Origin of the sequence: Rhodanobacter sp. KK11 (assembly GCF_033345435.1) — a bacterium.
Classification (GTDB): Bacteria; Pseudomonadota; Gammaproteobacteria; order Xanthomonadales; family Rhodanobacteraceae; genus Rhodanobacter.
Window position 1 is genome coordinate 265,322 of sequence record NZ_JAWPMI010000005.1, and the last position, 25,247, is coordinate 290,568.

A 25,247-nucleotide genomic window follows, 5' to 3' on the forward strand; every position below is an offset into this window, starting at 1 on the left:
TCAGCGTTTCTCCTTGCGGCCCGCGTTCTTGGCGGGCGGGTTCTTGGTTGACTGGGTCGATGACGGATTCTTGCCCGATTCGGAGGAGACCACCATCACCTTGACGTGACCGTCCGGGGTGAGCACCTTGATGCGGTACTCCTGCCGGCGCCCGACTCCCCGCTGCTCGGCCGACAGGACCCTGCCGCCGGTATCCTGCTGCACTTGCAGCACCGCCTGGTCGAGAGTCACCGTCGATCCGGCCGACTGCGCCAAGGCCTCCGTGCACACGCCGGCAAGCAGCGATATGAGCAGAGCCGGAATGAAGTTTTTGTGCGTTGTCATGCGTGAAATTCCCGCCCGGCAACCAGCTGGCCGTCCAGCCTAGACAATCCGGCCTGAATACTGACCGGACGGACAGCAGCTGTCACGCCGCCGCCGCGCAGGGCGCCATCGCCTGTTCCAGCAGCGCCCAGCCGGCGCCCGGCAGATGCGCGCCTTCGCTGAGCGTGCGGCGGAACGCGCGTGCGCCCGGCTCGCCCTGGTACAGCCCCAGCAGATGCCGGCTGATGTGCTTCAGCGCGGTGCCCCGCGCCAGTTCGGCTTCGACGTACGGCCGCAGGCGCTGCAGCACGCTTTCACGGGTGGGTAGCGGCTCGCCGTACAGCGCATGCTCGACCTGCGCCAGCAGGTACGGGTCGTGGTACGCGGCGCGGCCCAGCATCACGCCGTCCAGCCGCGCCAGGTGGGCGCGCACCTGTTCCACCGTGGTGATGCCGCCGTTGATCACGACGATCAACTGCGGAAACTCGCGCTTGAGCCGGTACACCCGCTCGTAGTCCAGCGGCGGAATCTCGCGGTTCTCCTTCGGGCTGAGACCTTTCAGCCAGGCCTTGCGCGCGTGCACCACCAGCACGCCGACGCCGGCTTCCAGCATCAGCTCGGTGAACTGCTGCAGGCCGGCGTAGTCGTCCTGGTCGTCCACGCCGATGCGGCACTTCACCGTCACCGGGACGTCGACCGCGTCGCGCATCGCCTTCACGCAGTCGGCCACCAGCGCCGGCTCGCGCATCAGGCAGGCGCCGAAGCGGCCCGACTGCACGCGGTCGGAAGGGCAGCCCACGTTGAGGTTGATCTCGTCGTAGCCGGCCTCGGCGCCGAAGCGCGCCGCCTGCGCCAGCTCGTGCGGCTCGCTGCCGCCGAGCTGCAAGGCCAGCGGATGCTCCTGCTGGCTGTGCTCGAGCAGGCGCAGCTGCTTGCCACGCACCAGCGCGGCACTGGTCACCATCTCGGTGTACAGCCGCGCCCGCGGCGACAGCAGCCGGTGGAAGTAGCGGCAGTGCCGATCGGTCCAGTCCATCATCGGCGCCACCGAAAGCTGCCAGGGCGAGGCGCGGTGGTGGTTTTCGGTCATCTCGGAACATCTCGGGGGAGGCTTGCAGGGGGAATGCTACGTCACCCCGGCGTTTGCTCCTATGCCCGCGCGTTCCGCCACCTACCCGTTCGCCTTCGCGGCCTTCTTCGCCGGCTGGGCCCGTGTCTTCTTCACCGTGCCCGGCGCCGCCACGGCGGCGCCCGACGCCAGCACCGCGCCGGCCCCGGCCGGCTGGCGACGCTTCGCCTGCAGCCGCTGGCACAGCGAGTCGAACCGGCAGCAGCACTCGTCGTAGCCGCCCTCGCCGCTGATGCCGAGCACCGCGTGGTGGTGCCGTCCACGTGGCGGCAGTGCGGCGGGCGCACCGTTCGCCGACGGCCAGTCGAGCTGACCGCTGCCGGCCACGCGGGCGGGAATCAGCCAGTAGTCGCCGGTGGCGTAGACGCCGCCGGGCGAGAAGGTGATCTGGATACCGTCCTCGAGTGTGATCGGCGCGCCCTCGGCCACAGTCAGCACGCCTTGCGCATTCACCGCCTCGCGCTGGTCCCAGCGGCGCAGCAGCGGATGCCGCTGCGGGGCGTCGTCCAGCGGCCACGGCGTGGTGTTCTTCGGCACGTTCAGGGTGACGCTGGCGTTCGCCGGGTCGATCGCGAGCACCTGCAGCAGCGGGTACGCGCGCTGGCCCAGCGTGTAGCGGTCGTCGACCAGTTCAACCCAGTCGTTTGCCGCCAGCCCGAGCCGCGTGTCGCGGCCGGTCCCGGCCAGCGTCACCGTGAGCGGCGCGCTGCCGTCGTCCGCCGCCGCGCCGAGCTCGCTGTGGGTGACCGCGAACACCACCGAACCGTTCTCGCGCGACCACTTGAAGCTGGCTGTGCCGGCCGGGCCGCCCTGGTGGATCTCGACCCGGTACAGCTGGTTTTCCATGCCGCGGTAGCGCGCGTCGGCGGCGATCACGCAGGGGTCGTCGTCGGTCTCGTGCGGCCCCAGCTCGGCGCGCAGCCGCGGCAGCGCATACGTGGCGCGCGCATCGAGCAGCTGGCGCACGGTCTCGCAGGGCGAGGCATTGGCCGGGTCGCCGCCGTCGAGGCGCTTGCGCAGCGTGGCCACCTCGGCCAGCTGCTGCTTGATTGCGGCGGCGTCGGCCGGGTTGTCGGCAGCTTGCTGGCGCGTCTTCAACGCCGTGGTGACCTCGTCGAGCTGCTGCTGCGCCCGCGGCTGGTCGAGCAGGCGCAACTGCCACACGACCTGCGCGCGCGTGGCGGTGTCGACGCCGTCCAGCGCCGCGTCGGCGATGCCCGGCGCCTCCAGCGCGCACAGGTGCCGCTCCCACACGTCCAGCCACAGCGCATAGCCCTTCGGCGGATTCTCGAAGCCGCTCTTGCCGTCGGCCACGCCGTAGTCGGGCGTGGGCGCATGCGGCTGCTGCGCCAGCGTGCACGCCGTCTCGTTCACGCACAGGATGCCGTCGACGTAGAAGTGCCCCGGCGCCAGTTGCCAGTCGGTCAGCGGCAGCGGCTTGTTGCTGCCGTCCGCGTTGGTGGTGCTGCTGGCGATGGCGAAGCCGCTGCCGGCGGCCCAGCACGGGCCAACCAGGTCGCGCACCAGGGTGCGCAGCAGGTGCAGCTGGATCTGCGCCTGTTCGTTCCAGTCCGCCTCCAGCAACACGCGCCCTTGCTGCTGGAACACCTGGCTGTAATGCAGGGTCGGGTCGAAGCTGACGCGTGCGAAGTCGCCTTTCATGTCGATCTCCTAACTCGCAAAGAGGATGCCGGCGTCCGTGCCCGCCGGAACGTATTCGGCCAGCCGCGCCGCGAGGTTCGCCTCGCGCTGCGGTTCGTACAAGTCGTGCCAGACACCCAGCGCCGAGCGGTCCGACGCGCCGCGGCGGATTTCCGCACAGCAGTCGTCGGCCAGGCGCAGGTAATGCGGCGAGCCATAGCGCCGGCTGCGGAACAGCGGCACCACGCGCAGCCGCTCGTGCGCACGCTGCGTCGCATCGACCGCGGCCAGCGCCAGATCCGGCTGGCAGTGAAAGCGCCGCGGCGTGCGCGAGCCGTCGGCCACGTAGCAGAAGCGCACGCAGCCCTGCTGCCGGCGCAGCACGCGCAGCGGGCTGGCGAAGATCGAGTCCTCGGCCAGCGCGATGCCATGCGCCTGCACCGCGCCGATCACCGTGCAGCGGCGGAAGCTGGCCTCGACGTAGGCCACCGCCTCGTCCGGTGCGCCCAGCGCCACGCGCTCGGCGCCGGTGGCGTCGAGGATGCTGTCGCACAGCTCCAGCGCCGGCGGCTCGCCGCGATGCTCGGGGCTGATCACCGCGATGGCGCCGAGGATGCTGTGCTCGACGCGCAGCGCGGCACGGGTGCCGTCGAGGGTGATGCTGGGCTCGCCGGGACGCTTCGGGTCGCAGTCGCATTGCAGCGCCCAGCCTGGCACCAGGGTGCAGTGGCGGATCAGCAGCTCGCACAGGTCGCCGTCCGCGGCGGCCTCGTCGTCCGGCCCGTGCACCTCGATGCCGCGGCCCACGATCAGCAGGCCGTCCAGCAGCACGCGGCTGCCGGCGCGGCCACCGATACCGAGCGCGTCCGGCTGGCTGGCGCGCACGTCGAGCAGGCGCAGCACCGGCCGCGTGCGTTCGGCCGCACGCAGCTGGATCGCCTCGCCGGCGTCGAGCTGCAGTTCGATGCTGCCTTCGTAGACACCACTCTCGGCCAGCTCGATCACCAGCGCGCGCAACGCCGGCGTGGCCGCTTTGGCTGCGGCCCACGCCGCCAGCGCGTCGGCGATGCTGCCGAAGTGGCCGGCCGGCCAGCCAGCGTTCGCCGCGCGATCGGGCCGCGCGGCGTGCACCACGTAGCGCGTGGCGCCGGCCAGCTCCGGCGTGACTCGCGCGTATTCGCCGCCGCCAAGATCGCCAACGAAACCGTACTGGTAGCTCACCCATACGCCGCGCTTCGGCCGCTGGTTGGCAGGAAACAGCAGGCGGCCGCGTTCGGGATCGATCGCCACGCGCCCGCGCTTCACCTGCCCGCGCCAGCCGGACAGGTCGGCCGGAATCAGTGCCTCGCGCGGCACCGGCAGGCCCTGGCCTTTCGCCGGCCAGTCCGGCGCCCACACTTCCACGCTGCGACCGTCGCCATAGAGTTCGGCCGACACGCTGGCGTAATCGGCCAGCGACCCGCGTTCGGCGAACCGCCAGCGGCGCAGCGGCAGCGGCAGGTTGCGCTCGTCGGCGATATGGGTGGGCTCGCTTTCCGCGACCGGGCGCTGGAACAGCGGCGTGTCGTTGCCCAGCACGCTGAAGCTGAAACACTGCGGGCCGCGTTCCTCGATGCAGTACGCCGGCGTGCACGTCACCGGATAGCTGCGCAGGCGGCAGGCGAACACGCCCACCGCGGGGATGTGGTGGCGGCCGCGCCGCTGCGCGCTGCCCAGGCGCCGCACGTCCACGCTGTGCGCGAACGGATCGAACGCGCCGTCGGCCCAGCCGATGCGTTGCAGCCGCCCCGGATCGCGCAGGTCGGCGGTGCCACCGCGGCGCCGGTGTTGGTGATCCAGATGCTGCATCCAGCCGAGCCGGCGGTAGAACTCCACCGCGCGCGCCGGCCAGCCGGCGGCGTCGCGGGACAGGTCCTCCAGCAGCGACAGCGTGCCCTTGCGCCGGCGCGCGTCGATGGTGTTGGCTACGTCGGCGCGCGGCGCCAGCACGCGGCCGAGGCGGGCGTCGCGGCGGCCGTCCTCACCCAGCGTGGCCGCTTCCGGCAGCAACGTATAACCGAGCAGGTCGCCGATGTACGGCACCACCCAGTCGTCGCAGGTCTCGATGAAGGCGTTGTCGTACAGCCGCGCGATGTCCTGCTCGATGACCTCGACCTGGCTTGCCAGCACGCGCAGGAAGTCGCGCAGCGGGTAACCCTGCGCCGCGTCGCGCAGGCGGTAGACCACCGGCAGCAGGTCGTACAGGCGATCGGGACGCGCGCTCATGGCGTGGCCTCCTGCAGCAGCAAGGTGTCGGGAACGTTCGGCGGCAGATAGGCGAGTTGTGCCGGGCGCAACGTGCCGTGCTGGTCGTAGCGGGCCGGCCGCACCGGCACGCGCGGCGGCACCGCCGCCACGTCCGCGGCGGCCGCGTGGCTCATCAACACGGCGCCATCACCCTGCTTGTCGCCGTCCGCGCCGAAGCCGGCCAGCAGGGTGGCCTCGTCGAGGCTGCCGAACGCGTCCACGTCGACCCAGGCCACGCCGCGCACCGCCTGCACGCAGGCGATCAGTTCGCTGAGGTACACGCTCTGCGCCAGCGCGCGACGCTCGAAGCCGAACGCATCCAGCAGCGTCGCGCGCACGGTCGGCTCGACCGACTCCCAGGCGAAGTCCGGCAGCAGCCCCACCTTCGCGCTCACGGTCAGCGCCAGCAGCTCGCGCACGTCCAGCCGCACCGGCAGCGATGGATCGCCGTAGCGCCGCAGCGCCTGCAGCAGGTTGCGGTAGAGGTCGGAGGTGGCATCGATCGGCGCATCGGCGGCGCCGGCGATGGTCACCTGCACCAGGCCGCCCAGCTTGACCGCCACCGCCTTGCCGACGCCGCCGAAGCTGCGCGCGAAGTCGGCGTAGTCGGCCACCGAGACCAGCCGGTCCAGCGCCAGCACCGCCAGCGGCACGTTGCGGCGCGCCTGGTCGCGCGTCTCCGCGTCGGCCCCGCCGGAGGCGCGCAGCGGGTTGACTACTTCCTTGACGCCCAGCGGCCGCGTCGCCAGCAAGCTGACCTGCCCCGCGCGCACGTTGCCCGGCGTGCCGATGCCGTTGCGGTACGTTGCCATGACGTTCTCCACGCCGGTGGGCAGGCGCGCGCCGTGCACGCCGTCGCCGAACTGCACGGTGGTCCGGCCGTCGTCGTCGGTGGCGGTGACGAAGTGGCGGTCGCTCGCGCCGACGAAGGCGAGGTTGCGCGTCTCGTGCCATTGCAGGTCGTTGACGCGCAGCGTGAGCGTGCTCTGCACGCCATCCACGGTGGATGCGGAAACCCAGGTCAGCGGCGGCTGCTTCAGCACGAAGGCCTGCATCGACGCCGCGCCGCTGCCGCTGCCCAGCACCTCGCGGCGGCTCTCGCCGTGGGTGGCGCGCACCACGTTGGCGCGCACCGTCACGCTGTCACGCACGTAGCGATAGGCCAGCCCCGCGTTGGCGAACACCAGGGTGCTGTGCACGGTGTCGCCGGGCAGGTTCGCGTCCACGCCCTGCTCCACCGCGGACAGCATCACCAGCTCGGCGGCACTCACCGCGTCGGTGCCCGGCACGTCGCTGCGCCGGCCTTCCACGATCACCCAGCGGCCGGCCTTGAGGCCATCCACCGCGCCATCGAGAGTGAGCCGGGTGGCGCTGTCGCCGGTGCTGCGCGGGCTGCCGTCGGCGGCGAGCGCGCCGACTTCGTCACCGATCACCAGCTCGGCCAGCGGCAATGATTCGCTTTGTGCGTGGACCTGCGTGGCACGCAGGGTCGACATGCTCGGCGCCTGCCACACGGCCGTGTCCGCATCCGGCGTGACCAATTCGATCCCGGTGGTCTTGCCGCTGATGCCGTAGGCACTGCGCGGATGCACCTGCACGCGCCTGGCCTGCGCGACGACCGGCGGCCCGTAGCGCCCCGACTGGATCAGCAGGAAGCTGCCCGCCTGCACGCCGTCGTAGGCGTTGTCGAGCTGCACGAGGTCGTCCTCCTCGCCGCCGTCCGCGATGGCATCCCAGTCGCCGTCGGGCCTGGAGACGTAGGGCACGGTGCCCTTGGTGGCGGGGTCGTCATTCAATCCCAGCCCCATGATGCGCGGCGCGTTGTAGCCGAACAGCGGCGCGACCAGGCGCAGCGCGTACACGCCGTTCAGCGCCGGCGAAGGCTCGCCCTGCGGCACGCTGGCCCAGGCGCGGTAGAAGGTGTCATGCAGCTGCGGCGCGAATTTCAGCAGCAGTTGCGGCCGCGCATCGCTGGCCTTGCCGAGTGCCGCGGCGACGCTTCGTTGCAGGCGCAAGCTGTTGGCCGGCTGCAGCGTGGCTGGCCGCGTCAACGCGCCGAACAGCGCACCGAAGCCGCTCGCCGGCGGCGGGCTGACGGCGCCTTCGCCGCCAAACGCCTTCACCACGGCCAGCAGGAACGCCTGCGCCGGCGCCGGGCCACCGGCAAGATTACCCACCTCCAGGCCGAAGCCCCCCAGCAGACGGTTGACGCTGCCGGCGTCGCCGCCGCCGAGCAGCAAGCCGCGGTAGAGCCTTTCGATCCGGTCGCGCAATGGCGTGCCGCCGGACAACGCGGCGATCGCCACTTTCGCCGCCGCGACGATCAGTCCCTGCAATGCGCCGAACGGCTGCAGCAGCAGCCTGCTGCGCCCGCTCCGCGGCTGCACCTCGATCGACTGCACCTGACGAACCACCGGCACGCCGTCGGGCAGTTCGCCGAACACGAACAGCAGCCGATCGTTCGGCTTCAGGCCGGTGGCCGTGCTGGCCACCCACAGCGCGTCGAGCGTGGCGACGTTGTCCAGCGTGATGTCCTGCGGCCGCGTCAGCCGCGGCCTGAGCGCGTTCCATTCGTAGCGCGCATCCAGCGGCTCGGCGGTCTCGAAGGTCTGCATCTGCTCGCCGGGCGCGGGCACCGACTGCGCGCGCGCGCCGGCAGGGATGGTCACCGGCGGCGAATCCTTTTCCACCGTATAGGCGAGGTACACGCTGGCGGCCACGCCCGGGCGCAGCCGGTAGTCCACCAGGCGCGCCAGTTCCAGCACCGAACGGCGCTCGGTAGCGGTGCGCAGGTAGGCCTCGTTGGCGATGCGCTCGGTGTAGAAGCTCAGCACGTCGGCGCCCACCGCCCAGGCGTCGAGCAGGGCCATCGCCGGATCGTCCGCTTCGCGCGTGCGCAGTCCGGCCAATGCCGGCAGCGCCGCGTCGCTGAGAGCGGCCTGCATGGTGGCGCGGAAATCGGCGTAGCGGCCGACGCGGTAATCCAGCGCCGCCAGCCCCGGCCGGTTGGCCAGCGGCAACGGCGTGCCGGCGATCGCGCCGCAACCGCAGGCGCAGGCGTGCTTGCCACAGGCGCTGCAACAGCTCATCGGCCACCTCCCAGCGTGAAGCGGATGCTGCCGTGATCGGGATGGTCCGGGTCGTTGTCGACGCGCGCGATGTCGCGCGCGGCCAGGTGCAGCACGCCGTCGGCGGGCACGCCGTCGGCCGGGTCGTCGGCGCGCACCAGGCACGACACTTCGACGTGGGCCACGCCGGTGATCGCCTGCGCCTCGGCCAGCAGCGCGCTGACGAACACCGGCGCACCCAGCTTCAGCCGGTCCGGATGGAAGAAACCGGGCGTACCGTCGCGGCGCAGGCCGGCGCCGAAGCGGTCGCGCAGCTCGGCCTCGACATGGGCGACGAGAAAGTCCGGCCGCACGCAGACGTTCAGCGCGATGCGCAGCGGCACGTAGCCGGCGGCATGCACCTCGACGTCGTGGCCGATGCGGCGGTAGCGCTCCAGTTGCGCCCTGATCCGCCGCGCCAGGCCCTCCGGCAGGTCTTCGCGGCCCAGTGGATCGACCGCCACGTCGGCGGCGTACCAGCTGCCGCTCCATTCCAGCGCGGCGGCGGCGCCCTGCAGCTCCGGCGCGCGCGCGGCGAACCTCGCGTAGTCGTCGGCGACGATCGCGCGCAGCGGCTTCGCGCGGAACGCGCCGGGCGCATACAGCTTCACCTCGGCCAGGCTTTCCGGCGCGGTGCCGCCGCTGGCCGGCAGCGGATTGCGCGGCACCAGGTCGGCCGACAACACGCCCGACTTCAGCGCCAGCCACACGATGCTGTCGCGCCCGACGTTGCCGGCCGGGCCGTTGCCGATGCGCGAGGCGGCGCGGAAGAAGTCGCCGGCCTGCGGCTGCGCGCCGAGCACGCCGTCGCCGAAGCGCAGGTGCGCGGCGCCGTCGTCGTCGATCTCGACCACGAAATGGCGATCGTCCGGGCCGCTTTCCAGCAGGTCGTAGCGCGGCTGCCAGCGCCAGCGCGGGTCGGGCGTACCGGCCACCAGCACGTCGGCCAGCGCGCCGCCGTGCACGGCGAGCTGCGGCAGCGCCTGGCGTGGGTCGCGCGCCAGCAGCCGACACACCGGCGCGTGTGGCGGCAGCGGCTCGGCCCAGGTCAGCGGCACGTCCGGCAGCACGTGGCCGGTGGCGGACGGCGGACGGCGCACGTCCGGCACCGCGCCGTCGCAACGGCAGCAGCCGTACTGCGTGTCGCCCGGCACCAGCCAGCAATCCTCGGCCAGCGTGCCGCAGCGCGCGCAGGCATCCGGCATCGCGGCGAGCGCGGCGGCGAGGCCGGGGTAGTCGCCATCGCTGCCGCTCGGCGTGCAGATGGCGCTGGAGGTGCACTGCCCGCGCACGTGTTCGCCGTGGTCGACCAGCAGCACGTTGCCGCGCGCGAGGCTGACGTCGTGCAGCCACGCGCAGTCGGGCGAGGGCGTGCGCACCGACAGGCACAGGTCGAACGGCAGCGCGTCGCAGGGGTCCCACGCCACCTCCAGCAGCAGCGTGCCGTCCAGCGGATCGACGGACGTCTGGACGGCCGTGAGGCGAACCGCATGGCGATGTGCGGGATCGGCATCGGCCGGATTGCCGGTCTGCGGGCCCAGCACTTCCTCGAAGATCAGCAGGTCACCGACGGCCAGTTTCAGCGCGCGCGCCGGCGTGACGGCCGCATCCGTGGTCGCCAGCAGCACAACGGGCGCCTCCGGCGCCAGCGGCGGCGTGTCGACCAGGGTGGCGCGCGTGCTGCCGCGCGGCAGGCAGCACAGCTCGTCGCCCCAGCTGTGCAGGCGTATCGCGCTGTGCGCGGCGACCACGTCGAAGCGGGTCATGCCATCCAGCGGCATCGGCTCGTAGATCAGCGCGCCCGCCGCCCGCGCCGCCGCGAGCTGGTCCGCGTCGATGATGCCGGGCGGCGGCTGCGTCGGCCCCGGCGGCGGCACCAGCAACAGCAGGTTGGCGAGGTCCAGACTCAGGTCGTTGCTCGAGGCCAGCGTGACGAAGGCGCGCGCGTTGCAGCCCTCGTGCATGCGGTAATCCACCAGCCGCGCATGCCGGCGCACCGAGATGCGCTTGCGCGCGGTGCCGAGGTAGGCCTCGGTGGCGACCGCGTCCTGGTAGTAGCTGAGCTGGTCGGCGGTATACGCCAGCGCCTCCACCAGCGCGATGCCGATGTCCGGCACGTGGCGCTCGGTCCACGCCGGCATGTCCAGCGCGAGGCGGTCGAGGAACAGCTGGCGGAAGCTGGCGTAGTCCTTCGCCAGGTAGTTGATCTCCGGCGCTGGCGACGGTGGCCGCACGCATGGCGCCTCGTCAGCGCAGTCCAGCGTCTTCGCGCAGTCGAGGCGGAAGTGCAGCGTGGCGCACGCGTAGCGCGGATCGAAGCCGGGATACGCGCGCCAGCTCGCCGGATCGTTGCCGGAGGTCGCCTCCACCAGGCACAGGCAGTACGCCGTGTGGTCGCCTTCGCGATCCAGCAGCACGCGCAGGCAGGCATCGTCGTGCCGCTCCGGCTCCAGCTCGGGATTCACGCCGAGCACGCGCAGGCCGGTGATGCGCTCGCCGCCGCTGATGCGCACGTTCGCCACGCCCAGCCCCTGCGGGACGTCGCCGAACAGGTGCACGCACAGGCTGGTGCCGTCATCGCCGACCTCGACGTAGTCGATGCCGTTGAGCGTGCCGGCCCGGCGCAGCTTGTCGCGCCGCGCGGGCACGCTGCAGGCCGGCAGCGGCGCGCAGCCGATGGTGCCGAGGCTCGCCGTTTCGTGCGCGGTGTTCATGGCAGGCTCCGCACGAAGCTGTCGCTGCGCGCATCGCCGCTGGCGCGCACGGTGTAGCTGAGGTCGACGCGCAAGCTGGCGTCCTCGCTGCTCACTTCCAGGCCGCCCACCTCGATCACGTCGCCCAGCCAGCGCTGCAGCGCCGCCTGCAGGGTGAACTGCAGCGCGGCGGCCAGTTCCGGGCTGTTCGGCGCGAACACCAGCTGCAGCAGGCCGCTGCCGAAGTCGGGGCGGTTCACCCGCTCGCCGGGGCTGGTGAACAGCAGCTGCTCGATCAGGTCGCGCACGTGCTCGTCGTCGCCGGTCTCCGCGGTGCGGCCGCGCGGATCGAAATGGAACGGGTAGTCGATGTTCATGGCGTCCTCACATCGCGGTGACGCGCGTCTGGCTGGCGACGATCGCCAGCGGCGTGCCGGTCGGCGCGCAGATCGCCTGGCTGTCGATGAGCAGCAGCGGCTGGCCGTTGGAAGTGACACGGGTGGCGGCGGTGACGAACTGCGCGCTGATGCACGGCCCGTTCGCGGCCGTGGGCGGCGGCAGCGTGCAGCCGGCGACCAGCCACGGCGCGGCGATGGTCACCGTGGGCTGGCCGCTCACGCTGACGCGCGGGTTCGGTGCGGTGGCCTGCGCCTGGCCGCCGTGCGAGCAGAGCACGCTGGCGCCGACATGGATGAGGAAGCCCGGCATCGCATGCCTCCTAGGTGACCACCAGCGCGCCGTTGTTCACCGTCACCGTCGGCCCCGCGAGCACGATGGTGGCGCCCTGGCCGTTGGAGATCGTGATGCCGACCTCGTTGACCATGATCATCGCGCCAGTGACGCTCTTGATCAGGATGCCGCCGGCCGGCCCCGGCACGTCGCTGATCGAGATGGTGTTCTGCAGCCCCGATTGCAGCACCACGCTGGGGCTGGCCGGGTTGCCCGCCAGCGCCAGCGCCGGCACTTCCGCCGCGCTGCCCCAGAAGCCGCCGACCCAGATCGGGTAATCCGGATCGCCCTGCTCGAACTCGATCCACACGCCGGCACCGATCTGCGGCACCACGTACACGCCGCTCTGCTTGCCGGCGATCGGCACGCACGGCATTGCCCAGCTCGACGGGATCAGCCCGGACACGTCCGGCACCATCACCTGGAGGCGCCCGCGCTGCTCCGGGTCCACGTTCTGGACCACCGTGCCGCGATACTTGCCGAAGAACTTGTTCATGGCGGCACCAGCGGCACGGTGGAGAGCAGGCCCTTGCGCGACAGCTGGAAGCTCTGCCGGTACTCGCCGCGCTTGATCGTGTGGCGCACCTGGCTGACGTAGTGCAGGCCGTCGAACGCGGGCCCCACGCCGCGCACGCCGACCAGCTGGCGCGGCTTCAGCACGCGGCCATAGCGCACCACGTCGAGGCTGCCGCGGCCGGTGACGGTATCGGCCGACTTCGCCGCCTCGGCCATGCCCAGCAGCAGCGCGCGCTGCGGCGAATACTTGGCGGTCTCGGGCAGCGGGCGGAACTGCTGCGGCGGCGGATCGAGCAGGCCCAGCGGCGGATTCAGCGGACCGATGTCCGGAATCGGCAGCGGCAGCGGCAGCTTGGTCTGCTCGTTCTGGATGTAGACCACCGGCAGCTGGCGCGCGTTGCCGTCGTAGCTGAAGCTGAGCTCGTCGACGTTGCTGGCCGCGTCCATGTCCGCGTTCAGCGCCGGCTGCGGCACGCCCACCTTGATCTTCGGCCCCCAGTACGCGGTGCTCGTGCCGGGCAGCGGACCGGGCTCGAGATAGAACACGTAGCCGACGCGCTCGGCCAGCAGGCGGATGTATTCCAGGTCGTTGCCCTGCTGGGTGGGAATGCGCTGGGTCGGGATCGGCACGTCGATGGCGATGCTCGGGATCACCAGCGGCACGATGCCGAGGAAGGCGTACTTGGCCAGCAGCAGCGCCACGATGGCCTCGGCCGGCATCGCTGGGTACGGCACCCCGGGCAGGCCGGAGAATTCGAGCTTGGTCATCACCGTGGTGAGGTCGTCACCGGTAACCTGCAGCGTGGTGTGGCGCTGGTCGGCGCCGGGCAGCACTTCGGTGCGGGTCACCACGCCGTCGATCAGCACCTGCGGCATGCCGTTCACGGTGGCCACCACGATCACCCGCAGCAGCGGCACCACGCCGCCGCCGGAGAGCAGGAACAGCGTGTGCAGCGGCGAGCGCACGCTCAACGTGAACTGCAAAGTGAACGCGCCCGCGCCCTCGTCCGGCGCATTCACCTCGACCTGGGTGAGCGCATCCAGCACGAGCTGCGGCACCGGCACCGGCACCACCGGGCCGACCAGCAAGGTCAGGTGCACGCCCTCAAGCACTTGGCACCCCCGGGATGCCCTCGGGCAAGGTGATGCGCAGCTTCCGGCCGATCGTGTCGGTCAGCTCCTGCGGCCGCAGCGCGCGGTTCGCGTCGCACAGGCGCCAGAACTGCTCGGGATCGCCCAGGTACTGCGCCGCGATGTTGTCCAGCCGCTCGCCCTGCACCACGCGGTGCCACTGCAGCAGCGCGAAGTTCTCCGGCGCCGGCACGAAGCGGCGCTTCAGGTAGGTCACCATGCTGCCGTCGGCGCGCACCAGGCTGGTGGTGGGGGTCAGCGCGTAGCGGCTGGTGGGCGGGAAGTTCGAGGTCATGGGCATCTCCGTGGCGGCGTGTCGATCGCTGCGCTGGCGTCAGGCGTACACCGCCTCGCCGCGATCCTTGCGCGAGCGCAGTTCGGCCAGCATCTGTTGCTCGCTCTCGTCGGCCGCCCAGGCGGGCCGCAACTGGAAATGCGGCTGGTCGACGATGGTCTTCCAGTTGCCGCCCCACTCCAGGCCCAGGTCCATGCCCAGCGCGCCGACGGCCTTGTACTTGGGGGAGTCCGGCAGGTAGCGGTTGCCCTCGAACACACCCACGTCGAACGCGATGCCGAAGTTGTGGTTGGAGTAGCCGGCGCGGGCGTTGGTCACCTTGTTGCCGGGCGCCGTGCGCCCCTGCGCATACAGCGCCGCCTGCTCCTCGTAGCTGCGCAGGCCGCTGATCACGCGGATGGTGATGCCGGCGGCCGCGGCTTTCTGCACCAGGGCGCGCGCGATCGGGCGCACTGGCGGCAACAGCGTGGCGATCACCTGCTCGCTGCGCGCGTCCACCGGCGAAATGGCCGCAGACGGTTCCATCCGGTCGATCTGCTTGCCGACCAATCGCGCGTAGATCGCACCCCAGGTCTGCGGGCCGGCCTTGCCGTCCACCTCCACGCCGAGGGCCTGCTGGACGGCGGCAATCATTTCCTCGATACGCATGTCGTTCTCCGTTTCGTGCGATGCCCGGCTTTCACGGGCGCAAGTACGATTTCCGCGCCCCGCTCACGGCACGCCGCTCAGGCCGAGCGCAGCCAGCTGGCCGCCGGCGCCGCCGGCCAGGCGCTCCTTCTGTTGCAGGTAGCTCATGAACAGGCTGGCGGCCTTGTGCCCACTCGGCACGTCGTTCACCGACAGCACGCGCAGGCCCAGGCTGACCTTGGCGCGGATCGGGTTCAGCGCGGTGTCGAACGCTTCCTCGGTGATGCCGAACTCGGTGACGCGCACCGGCAGGATGCGCGAGCGGCTCCACACGAACAGCGCCAGCGGCGTCTCCATCGGCACGATCTCCAGCGTGCCGATCTGCGCCAGCGCGTCGTTCGCGCGCAGCTGGCCGCTGCTCGGGTAGACCATGGTTTCCAGCGCCGCCAGCTGGGCGAAGATGCCGGACCGGGTGACGCCGCCGTTCTGCTCCGGGAACTCCAGCTGGTCGGTGGCGTCGATCTCCGCCTCCAGCTTCAGCGTCTCCACCGGCGGACCCTTCAGCCGCAGCGCTTCCGAACGGTCGCCGCCATCCGCACTCATTCCCTGCACCTGCAGCGAGCGCGTGAGCGAATCGGGGTTGTACTGCAGCGCGATCACCCGCCGCACCGCCGAGCTGGCCGCATCGATCAGCACGATGCCGCCCTTGAGGATGCGCGGGGAACCGGGGAAGGCGCTCATGGGTGGTCGCCTGTCCTGGCCGCGCGCAGCACGCTGGGGTTGATCCGGATGGCCGGGTCGATGCGGCGGGCCGCCTCGACGTTCGCCTGCGCTTTCTGCGGCTGGCCCAGCACCACGTAGGCCTTGGCCAGCGCCGCATGCGACGCGGCAGGCAGCGCCGCGTCGGTCGACTGCAGCTGCCGGGCGATCTCGGCAATCTGATGCTGGCGCGCGCTGTCCGCCGGCGTGGGCGCCGGGACGGCGGCGGTACCGACGGGGGCCGTTGTCGCCACCGCGGTGCTCGCGGCCGTGGACGGCACGCTGACAGCGGGAGGCGGCGCCGCGATCGGCGCGTTCGCCTGCACCTGGTTCAACTTCGCGGTGAGCACCGGCACCAGGGTGGCCTGCACCTGCGCCGACGGCTTCTCGCGCAGCACCAACCTGGCCAGGTCGTAGGCCTTGTCCACCTCGCCGATCGCGCGATAGCCGTCCGACACCTGCGCCTGCAGCTGCGGGTTGTCGGCCGCGCGGCGTTCCAGATCGGCCAGCACCTGCTGCGCCTGCTGCTTCTGCGCCGGATCGGTCGGTGCCTGCGGCTGCGTGCGGATGCGGTCCAGCTCCACCGTGTCCTGGCTGAACTTCACCGCCTGGATGCCGGGGAAGCCCATCAGCACGATCGCGAACACGATCAACCCCATCGCCATCTTGAAGTCGCGCCGCTGCACGATCATCACCGTGATCGCCGCCAGCGCGAACACGAACAGGATGAAGCCGCACACCAGCATCAGTTTTTCGTAGCCGTAGAGGCCGTCGAAGATGTTCATTCGCCCTCCCTCATCGTCGGCGCCTGCGGCGTGCGTTCGCGCAAGTTGCCAACGGCGCGGGTGCACATCCGCAGGAACGTGGAGTTCGACAGGCGGTTCCAGTAAGGGATCGGCGGGTTCGCCGAAACGTAGTCGTCGCCCTGCTTGACGATGACCTCGACCTGCGGCCAGCTCCCCGGCTTCGGCCCCTTGAAGAGGTAGTCGAGCACCTGGTCCCTTGGCACCGGCGGCCCGCCGTAGTAGCCCCAGGTGGCGTTGGCCGCCTGGACCTCGCCGAGCACCTTCTGCTTGTCGTCGTCGGAAAGCGCGTCATAGGCACGCCGGCTTTCCACCCCGAACGTCACCGTGGTCGCCAGCGGCTTGCAGCCTTCGCCCAGCCCCGCGGCGGTCGGTGCCTTGCCGCCACGCGCCAGGTTGTCGGCAATCGTCTGCTCGAAGGCCGCCGTCACCTGGCAGCCGTAGAGCACGACGCGATTCGGACCGAACTGGTCGCGCCATCCGACGAATGCGCTGTCGCCGCCGAACAGGGCCTTGATGGCGGCATCGTCGTAGAAGACCGCGTTCTTCTGCCAGTCCGGCGGCGCCTGCGCACCGAGCCGGTTCTGCGAGGCGTGGATCGCCAGAACCAGCGTCCAGGGCTTGTCGATCGTGCGCCGCATCAGCGTGGCCTTTGCTGCGGCTAGATCAGGCACCAGCACGCCGCCTCCCAGGTCGAGCCCGCGGTCGCGTACCACGATGTGGAAATAGGCCGTGGCGGGATCCGGGGTCACCGGCGCAGGTTGCTGCCTGGCCGCATCGTCTTTCGCCTTGTCCTTCTTCCCGTCGCGCTGCAAGGACAGGCGACCCGCAGCGCCCTGCTGCACCACATGGGTCAGCTCGTGCGCGAGCAATCGCGCCCCACTGGCACTGCCGGGGTCGAACTGCCCGGCTCCGAACACCACGTGGTTGCCGACCGTGTACGCGTGGGCATCCACTTCGTGCGCCGAGCGCGCCGCGAGTGGGTCCGCGTGCACGCGCACGCCGCTGAAGTCGTGACCGAAACGCTGCTCCATGTCCTGGCGCAAGGCACCATCCAGCGGCCGCCCACCGCCGGCCAGTGCCTCGTCGACGCTGGCCGGCGTCGCCATGGCGGCGTCGCCGGTGACGCCTGACCCGGAAGGCCGCACATAGGCACGTGCACGCCCTACCGTCACCTGCTCGGCAACGCGGTCGGCTTCGCGCTCCTGCGGATCGCTGCTGGCGCCGATGCTGAGCTGGCGCTGCAGGGTGTGGCGCCTCGCGGAGCATTCCGCACACTCGGCATCGCCATGGCTGTGCGTGCCGCACGCGCATTTTCGCTGCAGCCGGCCTGGCGGCCGCGTGGTGGCAAGAGCGACACCAGGCGCCGCTCTTCCCGGCCTGCGGTCGCTTACCGGGCCGATCATGACTTGGCCCCCTTTCTGACCGCCTGCTTGAGCGAGGGGGCGCAACCTTCAGTCGAATGATGCGGGTACCAATGAATATCGAATGGGTCACCCGCGTATGCCGACGGGCACATCGGCTTGCAGTTGTTCCTGTCGCCGGACGGCGGCGACCCGCCCGAGGGCCAACCGTCGTAACCGGCATAGGCCCAGGCAAGTGCCGGCTTGAAATTCGCCGAAGGCGTGGCAAGACCGGAAACGCCGGAACCCTTGTACAGGTCGATCAAGGTCTTCATGTCCGAGCGCGTGAAACCGAAATGAGGGTCGGGGTTCTCGCGCGCACAGAGGTTGAACATCGTTCCGTAGATCACGTAGTTCGGTGAACCGGCGTAGTAGCACTCGCCACCGACCTGCACGGATTCGCCGCATTCCTGGCCCTTGGGCGCACCGGTTGTCGCGCAATGCCTGGGCTGGTAGTCGCTGCTGATCCAGCGGTCGTTGTGCAGCTGGACGATGTCCCAGGAGCAGTAGCCCACACGCACGCCGACCAGTGCGCCGCAGGCGTCCTCGCGCTGCTCCCTGGTCCAGCCGGCGAACAGGCTGCGGGCCAGGCCCACCGCGCGGGCGACCTGCGCGGTCACGTCGGGACCGCAGACGAACTTCGGCGCGGTTCCCTCGACCGGCTTCTCTTCGGACGGATCGACATCCACGCTGCGGCCGACCTGCTCGATCACGACGGCCCGGTTCAGCGTGCGATCGAGCTTGCGCTGGTTGCCGGCGATGCAGTCGGTGAGCGCCGCGCCGTCGACCGAAACGATCTGCTTGCGCGCCTCGGGCGGCAACGCCGCATACAAGGCTTGTGCGCGCGCCTTGCGCAAACCCAGGTTCCGATCGGGTTTTCCGGAACAATCGGACAGGCCGTGCAGGCTCCACTGCGTGTTGGAGGTAGCCATGAGGTTCACCAGCGCCTTCCATTTCGCCGCGCCCTTCAGGTTGCTTTTCACCACGCTGCTGTCGATGCCGAAACCGACCACGGCGAACCCGTTGATCGTCCTGCCTTCGTCGGAAAGCTGTGCGTAATCGTGCACGGTCATCGGGTCCGCATGCGATTCGGCGACTTCGCCCTTCTCGCGTGGAGGACACGTCTCGAGGGACAGCGACGCCTGCTCGCAGGCCACGAAGCGCTGCACCCGTCTTGCAGCGGGGCTCGGCGCGGGCAGCGCACCTGCTGCGCCGTTGGTCGCCGCCAGCGACGCTGGCGACGTCTGTTGCACGACGTGGGTCAGCTCGTGCGCCAGCAGGCGCCGGCCCAATGGCGCCTGCAGCGCAGGCGCGTCCGCACCGAGCACGATGTGATGGCCCGCGGTATAGGCGCTGGCGGCGACATCGCGCGCCGACCGTGCCGCCGCCTCGCCGGTGTGCAGGCGAACCGCGCTGAAGTCATGGCCGAAGCGCGCCTCCATCTCGTGGCGCAGCCCGGCCGGCAACGGCTCGCCCGATGCGGCAAGCGCTTCGTCGACACTGTCCGGCACCATCGTTCCCGTCGCCGCCCCTCCGCTGCCGGCGCGCTGGATCTGCGGTCGGGCCGTGCCGATTCCGGGGGGCGTCGAACTGGCCATCACCTGATCGGCCACGCGCTCCGCCTCGGCTTCGAGCGGGTCGTTGCTCGCGCCGATCGCAAGCTTGCGCTGCAGCTTGCCTTGCTTGCTTGCGCACTCCGCGCATGTGGCGTGACCGTGGCTGTGCGCGCCGCAGGCGCACTTGCGCTGCAGCAGCAGTCCCGCGGCATGCGGCGCCGCCGGCTTGGTCACGACGCTGGCGCTGCGCTCAGCCATGCCGGGCTCCGCTGCGCGCCGCCGGCTCCTTCGCCGCTTTCGACTTCTTCTTGCGCAAGGCGGCGAGGAAGGCGTCGAGCTTGCCCGCATCCAGCCCGCGCTTCTTCTTCGCGGTGTCGATCGCGTCGATGATCGCGTAGGCCTCGTCGCAGTACCTGGCGAGGAAGGCCCAGCTCATCTGCTGCTTGCGGCCCCAGGTGACGCAGACCGGGCCGCTCCGGGTATAGCCGGGCACGTAGACGTAGTGGCCGTTGCGCGGGTTCGGCTGGCCGGCCTTGCCGCCGACCACCGCCCACGGCTTGCCGGCGTAGAACTGGGTCAGCGCGGCGTCGGGCAGGGTGAAGCCGAGGCCCACGCCGATGTCCATGAACACCGCCCGCTTGAGCTCGCTGCGTTTGGCCTGGTCGATCTGCGCAAAGGCCTTGATCTTGTAGCGTCGCCTGGCCGCGAGCCAGCCCCGCTTGCGCCATTCCTTCAGCGAATCGAGCACGACCAGGCCGCTGTCGACGCCGCCGCTCTCGCCGAAGTATTCGTGCAGCACGTCGTTGTCGCTGATCGCGATCAGCTTGTTCTGCTCGGCCTTCTCGAAGCGCAGGGTCTGGTGCGCGCGGCCGGCGATCACGCAGTCGCCGTACTGGTCGTTGCCGAACATCGGGGTGGGGATGCCGTGGTGCACGACGTCGAAGTCGTACTCGGCCGGCAGCGCCGGCGGCGCCTTCAGCAAGGTGGCGAACATCAGGTTGCGATCGTCGCGTTTGGCCTTGCGTTTGCCGAAGCGCACGATGCCATCGGGGCGGGGTTTGGGGATCGCGGTCATGTCAACGCTCCTTGCCCGCGACGCGCGCGGCGGGAGGGACGCCCAGGACGTGCTGCACTGCCGTGGCGATGCGCGGGCCGAGGCGTTCGTGCGGGTGGCCGGCCGACGGCAGCGTCACCGGCGGCAGCGCGGCGGCCGCGCCAAGGCTGCGCAGCGCGGCGACCGCGCCGGGTTGCGCCAGCAGGCGAGCCAGCTCGGCTTCGAGCGCGGTGCGCACGCTGCCGGCGCGCTCGCCGCCGAGCGCGGCCTCGTCGATCACCAGCCGTTCGATGTGCAGCTCGATGCTCACGGCCGGCCTCCAGCGCTTTCCAGCCAGCGGAAATCGGCTTCGTTGACCGGCTTGTCCAGCTTGCGGTATTCGCCGCGCACGGCCTCGAGCAGCAGCGGCATGCCGATCTCGACGCCGGCCTTGGCGGCCATGAACGCGGCGTTCAGCGCGATGCCCTGGATGCTGCCGCCGGTGAGCGGCAGCCGCGCCAGCCGGTCGAAGTCCAGCGCGCCCACCGCGGCCTGGGCGGGGAACACCGAGGCCCAGATCGCGCGGCGCTCGGCCGCGCCGGGGAACGGGAAGTGGATGACGAAGCGCAGCCGGCGCAGGAACGCGCCATCCAGCGCGCCCTTCATGTTGGTGGCCAGGATCGCCAGGCCGCCGAACGACTCCAGCCGCTGCAGCAGGTAGTTCACCTCGATGTTGGCGTAGCGGTCGTGGCTGTCCTTCACCTCGCTGCGCTTGCCGAACAAGGCGTCGGCCTCGTCGAAGAACAGGATCGCGCCGCCGCCCTCGGCCGCATCGAACAGCTTGCGCAGGTTCTTCTCGGTCTCGCCGATGTACTTGCTGACCACCGCGGAAAGGTCGATACGGTATAGCGACAGGCCCAGCTCGCGCGCCAGCACTTCGGCGGCCATGGTCTTGCCGGTGCCGCTCTCGCCGGTGAACAGCGCGCTGATCGACAGCCCGCGGTTCATCCGCGCGCGAAAGCCCCAGTCGTCGTAGACGGTGCTGCGCCGGGCGACCTGGTCGGCGATCTGGCGCAGCAGGGCCTTCTCGCTGTCGGGCAGTTTCAGCTCGTCCCAGCCCGCCTTCGGCTCGATGCGCTGGGCCAGCTCGTCCAGCGCCGGCCGGGTATGCGCCAACGCGCCCTGCCACAGGGCCTGCGCCAGCGCGGCAGGCTTGCCCTCGGCCGCCGCCAGCGCGCCGTGCGCGATCTGCTCGATGCGGCCCAGGTTGAAGTCGAAATGGCTGGCCAGCTGCTGCGGCTGCGCCCCGGCGGCGTCGCCCAGCAGGCGCTGCCACAGCGCGCGCTGCTCGACCGCGCTGGGCTTGGCCACGTCGACGCTGAGCGCCTGCGCGGCCGTGCCTGCCCATGGCTCGCGCGCGTCGACGAAGACGAGCCCGCTGCTGCGCGCCAGGAAACGCCTGACCCAGGTGGCGGTGGCGTCGCCGCGCTCGACCTCGGCCGCGTCGAGGTACAGCGCCAGCGGCAACAGCTGACTCTCGCGCTGCCACAACCGCAGCAGGGTTTCCTGCTCGGCCACCGCAGCCGGCAGCAGCTCGGCCGCGAGCCGGTACGCCTGCGCGCCGAAGGCGGCGGCGACGGTCTGCGCGATCGCCTGCTTGCTCACGCTGTCGCTGCCGAGCAGTTGCACCGCCGGCAGCGGCTCGCCCGGCGGCACGTGGCGCAGCTGGTCCAGCAGCCGGTCGGCCACCGCCTGCTGCGATGGCGGCAGGCTGGCCGGCGGCAACGCGGCAAGCAGCGGGCTCAGGCGGTCGTCCAGGTAGTTCATGCCCTTGACGAAGTTCACCACGCGCTCGTCGGCAGCGAGCGCCGCGCCGATCAGCGGCTGCGCGCCGGGCTGGTGGATCTCCAGCAGGCGCCAGTAGCGCAGCGGCCGCTGCGGCGACAGCGCATCCCAGCTGGGCGCGTCGAGCACCGCGAAGGCCAGCGCGAAGGTGGGATACGGCCGCGCCGGATCGTGCTGGGCCTGCGCGCACAGCGCCGGGAAGCGCGTGTCCAGCTCCATGCCGATGCACAGCAGCAGCAGGTCGCGCTCGAACGCGGACAGGCCGAGCCGGTCGGCTAGCATGGCCAGCGCCGGCGTGTACTTGCCGTCGTCGGCGCCACCCGGCGGCGATGCGGCAGCGACTGCCGCCCCCGGGTCCGGCACCTCGACGACGACCGGCGCGATCGCCGGCGACGTGTCGATAGTGTCCACCTGCGCGCTCGCCAGCGATGCGCGTGCCGGCTGGGTGGCAAACACCCGCGCAAACCACGATTGCTTCGGCCCGTTCGGCGCACGCACCGCCGGCGCCGATTCCATCAGCGCGGTGGCCGCCGCGGCGGGCGCCGGCGGCGTGGCCGGTGCGTCGGGCGACTGCGCGGCGCGTTGCAGCCGCGCGCGCAGATCCGCCAGCGCCGCGGCAAGGTAGCGGTCGTTCGCCTGCAGCCAGGGCGCGTAGTCGTTCATGCCACCACCACCTGCTGGTCCCCGGCAAACGCCGGCACGCTGCCGCTGAAGTCGACCGGGATGCTGTCGGCGCCGTCCACGCGCAGGCGCACGGTGTAGGTGCCCGCGGCCACGCCGGTGAGCTGGAAGACCAGCGCGGTTGGCTGCTGCGGGTCGGCCGGGTTGTTCAGGCTGGCCGGGGTCAGCAGGCGGTCGCCGAACAGCAGGAACACACGCTGGCCGGCGCGGATACGCGGCGTGCAGGCGATGCTCAGGCTGAAATCGCCGGCGGCGGCGGCAAGCGCGCCGAGCGCGATGCGCGGCGCCAGCACCAGCGGCAGCTCGTTGCTGAGCAGCGCCGGCTGCCCCGGCGGCTGCACCCGCAGGGCCACGGTGTAGATGCCCGGCGCCCAGCGCGCGATGGCGTTCGCATCGTCGGCGGCGTCGGCCAGTCGCACGCGCAGACTGCCGGCGGCGTCGCCGGCCTGCGGCGCGATGTCGATCGGCGCATCGAGGCGCAGGCTGCTGAAACGCGCGACTGCGTGCTGCGTGCCGAGCTGGCGACCGTGCAGCACGAGGTCCTCGCCGAGGCGTACGGCCGTCTGGTGGTGCGGATAATCCAGCGCGTCCAGCACCGCGGCGGCGGATGCGCTGGCGAGCACGCCGCGATCCTGCGGGCCGCGCCGCAACACCGGCAGCGGCGCACGCATCGCCGCCTGGCTGTCGATCAGCACCACCGCCGCCTCGTAGACCGCCGAGGCGCGGTAGTTGGTCTGGAACGCGGTCCACAACCGCGACAACTCGTCCACGCTTTGCGCCAGCGGCGTCACGCGCACGCGCTCGACCTGCTCGGCGAGATCGTTGTCCGGCAGCGCGTTGCGGATGTCGTTGCCGTCGAGCACGCCGCGGTCGTGCAAGGTGCTCATCGCCGCGGCCAGCACGCGATGGCTGATCGCGTCGTTGTCGTCCTCGCCGCGGCCCCAGGCGGTGAGCACGTAGTGCAGGTTCAGCGCCAGCGGCGGCGGTGCGGTCTCGCCGGGACGCACTTGCCCCGGCAGGTCGAGGTTGCGCCAGGCGGCGTTGGCGACCACCTGGTACAGGAACACGTTGAGCTGCGCCTTGCTGATGCCCTTGCGCGCCACGTCCGGCGGCTGCAGGGTCACTTCCAGATCGGCCAGTTCCGCGTCCAGCGCGGGTACCTGTGCCAGCAGCAGGTTGCGCAGCGTGCGCGTGGTCGCGGCGATGGCCAGTACGTTGCTCATGGCGAGGCCTTGCCGCGCTGGCGCAGGTAGTCGTCGAGGCTGCTCGGCTGCGGACCATCGTGACGACGCGGTGGTGCAGCGGCGGCCGGCGCGGCGCGCACTTCGAGCCGGCCGATGCTGACGTGCACCACCGGTTCGCTGCCGGCCCGGTTCCCGTTCTCGGCCTGCGCGTTGCGCGTGCTGCGCATCGCGGCTGCGTGGCCAGGGCGCACCGGTGCGGGTGCGCCGCCCGTCGTGGCGAACACCGGTACCGGCGCAGGCAGCAAGGCACCGCCCGGTGTCGGCGTGCGCGCCGCCTCCTTCCGAGCGGGCGCGACACGCGACTGCCGCGGCGACACGGACGGCGAACTGGCCGCTGCGCGTTCGGGCGCGGAAGCCGCACGCGCAGGTTCGGCGCTCATCGCACGTACCGGCACCGCCGCGCGCGGCGGTGGTGGCATCGGCGCGCGCGGCGCATCCGCTGCGACGCGCTCCGGCATCGGCAAGGGCGCATGCTCTGCCGGCGTGTTGCGCGCGGTTCGTGGCGCGATCGACTCGTGCACGGACGCCAGCGCGCGCGGTGGCGGTGCGGCAGTCGGCGCGACCGGTAGCGCCGGGCTCGCATCGCGGGGACGCGCCGGCGCCTCGCGCTCGTCCAGTGACGGCATGATCGGCGCGCGCGGCAGCGGTTCGAACAGCGACGGCAGCCGCGGCGCCAGCGTGGCGTCGCTGCCGATCGCGCGTGCCGCCAGGCGGTCGAGGAAATCGCTCATGGCGCGCACAGCTCCAGGTAGGCCTGGCGGCGGCGTGGGCTCAGCGCGAGGATGTCGGCTTCGGCCCAATGGTAGGCCTGCGCCAGCGTGTCCACCTCGCGCAACAGGTGCAGCGCCCAGGCGTGCAGTTCCTGCCACAGGAAGCGCGCGATATCGAACAGCGGCTGCCATTCGTGATCGCATTCCGGGCAGCGGAACGCCAGCTGCAGGTCCGCTTGCGGATCGGCCTGCGCCATCGCCCCTGCGATCTCCGCCTGCAGCTCGGGCGGCAGGCTGCGCGGCGCCTGCGATTGGTCGCCGCCGCGGACGTCGAGCACGCAGCGTGCCAGCAGCAGGTCGCGTGCGGCCTCGGCATCGCCACAACCTTCCAGCGCCAGCAGGTCGCGGCTGTCGGGCAGGCGGAACTGCACATGGGTGCCGTGTGCGGCATGTTCCAGCGCGGAGGCGGCGGTGTCCGCCTCCGGCAGCCGCAGGTCGTCGCAACGGAACGTCGCCTCGACCGTGGCCGTGCACTGCGGGCAGGTCGCCACCGCCTCGATCGCACTGCCGAACAGGCGCTCGCGCAACTCCAGCAGCCGCGCGTCGCGCCGGCCCAGCGGCAGCGCGGCCAGTTCGTCGATGGCAGCCTCGTCGTCGCAGCTGCAGCCGAGCAGCAACAGGGCGCGCGCCGCGGCGGACGGGTCGCCCCCGCGTTCCCAGACCTGCAGCAGCTGCGCGGGCGTGGGTGTGTGCATG

At 71.5% G+C, this 25,247-nt stretch carries 22 protein-coding genes; all 22 read right to left on the reverse strand.

From position 1 onward, the window contains the following. The 22 genes from R5H19_RS14690 to R5H19_RS14795 all read right to left on the reverse strand — a co-directional run bounded on the left by R5H19_RS14690 (position 1) and on the right by R5H19_RS14795 (position 25,246). Positions 1 to 324 carry a hypothetical protein gene (locus R5H19_RS14690; protein ID WP_318159782.1) on the reverse strand — a complete coding sequence of 108 codons (324 nt, stop codon included), beginning with the start codon at positions 322 to 324 and terminating at the stop codon, positions 1 to 3. A gap of 82 nt (positions 325 to 406) precedes the next feature. Continuing rightward, complete coding sequence (gene dusA / locus R5H19_RS14695) at positions 407 to 1,393, reverse strand: tRNA dihydrouridine(20/20a) synthase DusA (protein WP_318159783.1); 987 nt, start codon at positions 1,391 to 1,393, stop codon at positions 407 to 409. A gap of 81 nt (positions 1,394 to 1,474) precedes the next feature. Beyond that, positions 1,475 to 3,094, reverse strand: coding sequence for a DUF6519 domain-containing protein (locus R5H19_RS14700; RefSeq protein WP_318159784.1), 1,620 nt, complete (start codon positions 3,092 to 3,094; stop codon positions 1,475 to 1,477). Positions 3,095 to 3,103: 9 nt separating this feature from the next. Then, on the reverse strand, positions 3,104 to 5,338 hold the full coding sequence (locus tag R5H19_RS14705) for a hypothetical protein (protein ID WP_318159785.1): 2,235 nt from the start codon (positions 5,336 to 5,338) through the stop codon (positions 3,104 to 3,106). Next, complete coding sequence (locus R5H19_RS14710; RefSeq protein ID WP_318159786.1) at positions 5,335 to 8,448, reverse strand: putative baseplate assembly protein; 3,114 nt, start codon at positions 8,446 to 8,448, stop codon at positions 5,335 to 5,337. Before R5H19_RS14710 ends, R5H19_RS14705 begins: the two co-directional genes overlap by 4 nt. Beyond that, positions 8,445 to 11,180, reverse strand: a complete 2,736-nt coding sequence (locus R5H19_RS14715; protein ID WP_318159787.1) for a putative baseplate assembly protein — start codon at positions 11,178 to 11,180, stop codon at positions 8,445 to 8,447. The genes R5H19_RS14710 and R5H19_RS14715 overlap by 4 nt, the downstream gene beginning before the upstream one ends. After that, complete coding sequence (locus R5H19_RS14720; protein WP_318159788.1) at positions 11,177 to 11,536, reverse strand: GPW/gp25 family protein; 360 nt, start codon at positions 11,534 to 11,536, stop codon at positions 11,177 to 11,179. The genes R5H19_RS14715 and R5H19_RS14720 overlap by 4 nt, the downstream gene beginning before the upstream one ends. Positions 11,537 to 11,543: 7 nt before the next feature. Next, complete coding sequence (locus tag R5H19_RS14725) at positions 11,544 to 11,867, reverse strand: hypothetical protein (RefSeq protein WP_318159789.1); 324 nt, start codon at positions 11,865 to 11,867, stop codon at positions 11,544 to 11,546. A 10-nt stretch (positions 11,868 to 11,877) separates the two neighbouring features. Beyond that, a complete protein-coding gene (locus R5H19_RS14730; RefSeq protein ID WP_318159790.1) occupies positions 11,878 to 12,384 on the reverse strand; it encodes a phage baseplate assembly protein V in 507 nt (168 codons plus the stop codon). Beyond that, entirely contained in the window at positions 12,381 to 13,505 is a 1,125-nt protein-coding gene (locus R5H19_RS14735; protein WP_318159791.1) for a hypothetical protein, read from the reverse strand. The genes R5H19_RS14730 and R5H19_RS14735 overlap by 4 nt, the downstream gene beginning before the upstream one ends. Before the next feature lie 4 nt (positions 13,506 to 13,509). Continuing rightward, positions 13,510 to 13,830 (reverse strand): LysM domain-containing protein, encoded by a 321-nt coding sequence (locus R5H19_RS14740; RefSeq protein ID WP_318159792.1) that lies wholly within the window; start codon positions 13,828 to 13,830, stop codon positions 13,510 to 13,512. A gap of 39 nt (positions 13,831 to 13,869) precedes the next feature. Continuing rightward, positions 13,870 to 14,478, reverse strand: a complete 609-nt coding sequence (locus R5H19_RS14745) for a M15 family metallopeptidase (RefSeq protein ID WP_318159793.1) — start codon at positions 14,476 to 14,478, stop codon at positions 13,870 to 13,872. A gap of 63 nt (positions 14,479 to 14,541) precedes the next feature. Continuing rightward, positions 14,542 to 15,198 (reverse strand): hypothetical protein, encoded by a 657-nt coding sequence (locus R5H19_RS14750; protein WP_318159794.1) that lies wholly within the window; start codon positions 15,196 to 15,198, stop codon positions 14,542 to 14,544. Then, positions 15,195 to 16,001, reverse strand: a complete 807-nt coding sequence (locus R5H19_RS14755) for a hypothetical protein (RefSeq protein ID WP_318159795.1) — start codon at positions 15,999 to 16,001, stop codon at positions 15,195 to 15,197. Before R5H19_RS14755 ends, R5H19_RS14750 begins: the two co-directional genes overlap by 4 nt. After that, positions 15,998 to 17,425 (reverse strand): DUF4157 domain-containing protein, encoded by a 1,428-nt coding sequence (locus R5H19_RS14760; RefSeq protein WP_318159796.1) that lies wholly within the window; start codon positions 17,423 to 17,425, stop codon positions 15,998 to 16,000. The genes R5H19_RS14755 and R5H19_RS14760 overlap by 4 nt, the downstream gene beginning before the upstream one ends. Beyond that, the gene (locus tag R5H19_RS14765) at positions 17,422 to 19,236 is read right to left on the reverse strand and encodes a DUF4157 domain-containing protein (RefSeq protein WP_318159797.1); all 1,815 of its coding nucleotides are present in this window, start codon (positions 19,234 to 19,236) and stop codon (positions 17,422 to 17,424) included. The genes R5H19_RS14760 and R5H19_RS14765 overlap by 4 nt, the downstream gene beginning before the upstream one ends. Further along, a complete protein-coding gene (locus R5H19_RS14770) occupies positions 19,229 to 20,053 on the reverse strand; it encodes a hypothetical protein (protein WP_318159798.1) in 825 nt (274 codons plus the stop codon). The genes R5H19_RS14765 and R5H19_RS14770 overlap by 8 nt, the downstream gene beginning before the upstream one ends. Position 20,054: 1 nt before the next feature. Beyond that, a complete protein-coding gene (locus R5H19_RS14775; RefSeq protein WP_318159799.1) occupies positions 20,055 to 20,342 on the reverse strand; it encodes a hypothetical protein in 288 nt (95 codons plus the stop codon). Beyond that, the gene (locus R5H19_RS14780; RefSeq protein WP_318159800.1) at positions 20,339 to 22,519 is read right to left on the reverse strand and encodes an AAA family ATPase; all 2,181 of its coding nucleotides are present in this window, start codon (positions 22,517 to 22,519) and stop codon (positions 20,339 to 20,341) included. Before R5H19_RS14780 ends, R5H19_RS14775 begins: the two co-directional genes overlap by 4 nt. Continuing rightward, entirely contained in the window at positions 22,516 to 23,760 is a 1,245-nt protein-coding gene (locus R5H19_RS14785) for a DUF4255 domain-containing protein (protein ID WP_318159801.1), read from the reverse strand. The genes R5H19_RS14780 and R5H19_RS14785 overlap by 4 nt, the downstream gene beginning before the upstream one ends. Next, positions 23,757 to 24,512 carry a hypothetical protein gene (locus R5H19_RS14790; protein WP_318159802.1) on the reverse strand — a complete coding sequence of 252 codons (756 nt, stop codon included), beginning with the start codon at positions 24,510 to 24,512 and terminating at the stop codon, positions 23,757 to 23,759. Before R5H19_RS14790 ends, R5H19_RS14785 begins: the two co-directional genes overlap by 4 nt. Beyond that, positions 24,509 to 25,246 carry a hypothetical protein gene (locus tag R5H19_RS14795; protein WP_318159803.1) on the reverse strand — a complete coding sequence of 246 codons (738 nt, stop codon included), beginning with the start codon at positions 25,244 to 25,246 and terminating at the stop codon, positions 24,509 to 24,511. Before R5H19_RS14795 ends, R5H19_RS14790 begins: the two co-directional genes overlap by 4 nt. Position 25,247 lies beyond the last annotated feature (1 nt).

Bases quoted from the DNA above. Each gene is read 5' to 3' on its own strand.
- R5H19_RS14740 (WP_318159792.1), bottom strand. From the start codon at position 13,830: ATGACCTCGAACTTCCCGCCCACCAGCCGCTACGCGCTGACCCCCACC.
- R5H19_RS14755 (WP_318159795.1), bottom strand. From the start codon at position 16,001: ATGAACATCTTCGACGGCCTCTACGGCTACGAAAAACTGATGCTGGTG.
- R5H19_RS14790 (WP_318159802.1), bottom strand. From the start codon at position 24,512: ATGAGCGATTTCCTCGACCGCCTGGCGGCACGCGCGATCGGCAGCGAC.
- R5H19_RS14720 (WP_318159788.1), bottom strand. From the start codon at position 11,536: ATGAACATCGACTACCCGTTCCATTTCGATCCGCGCGGCCGCACCGCG.
- R5H19_RS14690 (WP_318159782.1), bottom strand. From the start codon at position 324: ATGACAACGCACAAAAACTTCATTCCGGCTCTGCTCATATCGCTGCTT.
- R5H19_RS14750 (WP_318159794.1), bottom strand. From the start codon at position 15,198: ATGAGCGCCTTCCCCGGTTCCCCGCGCATCCTCAAGGGCGGCATCGTG.
- R5H19_RS14770 (WP_318159798.1), bottom strand. From the start codon at position 20,053: ATGACCGCGATCCCCAAACCCCGCCCCGATGGCATCGTGCGCTTCGGC.
- R5H19_RS14765 (WP_318159797.1), bottom strand. From the start codon at position 19,236: ATGGCTGAGCGCAGCGCCAGCGTCGTGACCAAGCCGGCGGCGCCGCAT.
- R5H19_RS14760 (WP_318159796.1), bottom strand. From the start codon at position 17,425: ATGATCGGCCCGGTAAGCGACCGCAGGCCGGGAAGAGCGGCGCCTGGT.
- R5H19_RS14745 (WP_318159793.1), bottom strand. From the start codon at position 14,478: ATGCGTATCGAGGAAATGATTGCCGCCGTCCAGCAGGCCCTCGGCGTG.
- R5H19_RS14725 (WP_318159789.1), bottom strand. From the start codon at position 11,867: ATGCCGGGCTTCCTCATCCATGTCGGCGCCAGCGTGCTCTGCTCGCAC.
- R5H19_RS14705 (WP_318159785.1), bottom strand. From the start codon at position 5,338: ATGAGCGCGCGTCCCGATCGCCTGTACGACCTGCTGCCGGTGGTCTAC.
- dusA (WP_318159783.1), bottom strand. From the start codon at position 1,393: ATGACCGAAAACCACCACCGCGCCTCGCCCTGGCAGCTTTCGGTGGCG.
- R5H19_RS14700 (WP_318159784.1), bottom strand. From the start codon at position 3,094: ATGAAAGGCGACTTCGCACGCGTCAGCTTCGACCCGACCCTGCATTAC.
- R5H19_RS14780 (WP_318159800.1), bottom strand. From the start codon at position 22,519: ATGAACGACTACGCGCCCTGGCTGCAGGCGAACGACCGCTACCTTGCC.
- R5H19_RS14715 (WP_318159787.1), bottom strand. From the start codon at position 11,180: ATGAACACCGCGCACGAAACGGCGAGCCTCGGCACCATCGGCTGCGCG.
- R5H19_RS14795 (WP_318159803.1), bottom strand. From the start codon at position 25,246: ATGCACACACCCACGCCCGCGCAGCTGCTGCAGGTCTGGGAACGCGGG.
- R5H19_RS14730 (WP_318159790.1), bottom strand. From the start codon at position 12,384: ATGAACAAGTTCTTCGGCAAGTATCGCGGCACGGTGGTCCAGAACGTG.
- R5H19_RS14710 (WP_318159786.1), bottom strand. From the start codon at position 8,448: ATGAGCTGTTGCAGCGCCTGTGGCAAGCACGCCTGCGCCTGCGGTTGC.
- R5H19_RS14785 (WP_318159801.1), bottom strand. From the start codon at position 23,760: ATGAGCAACGTACTGGCCATCGCCGCGACCACGCGCACGCTGCGCAAC.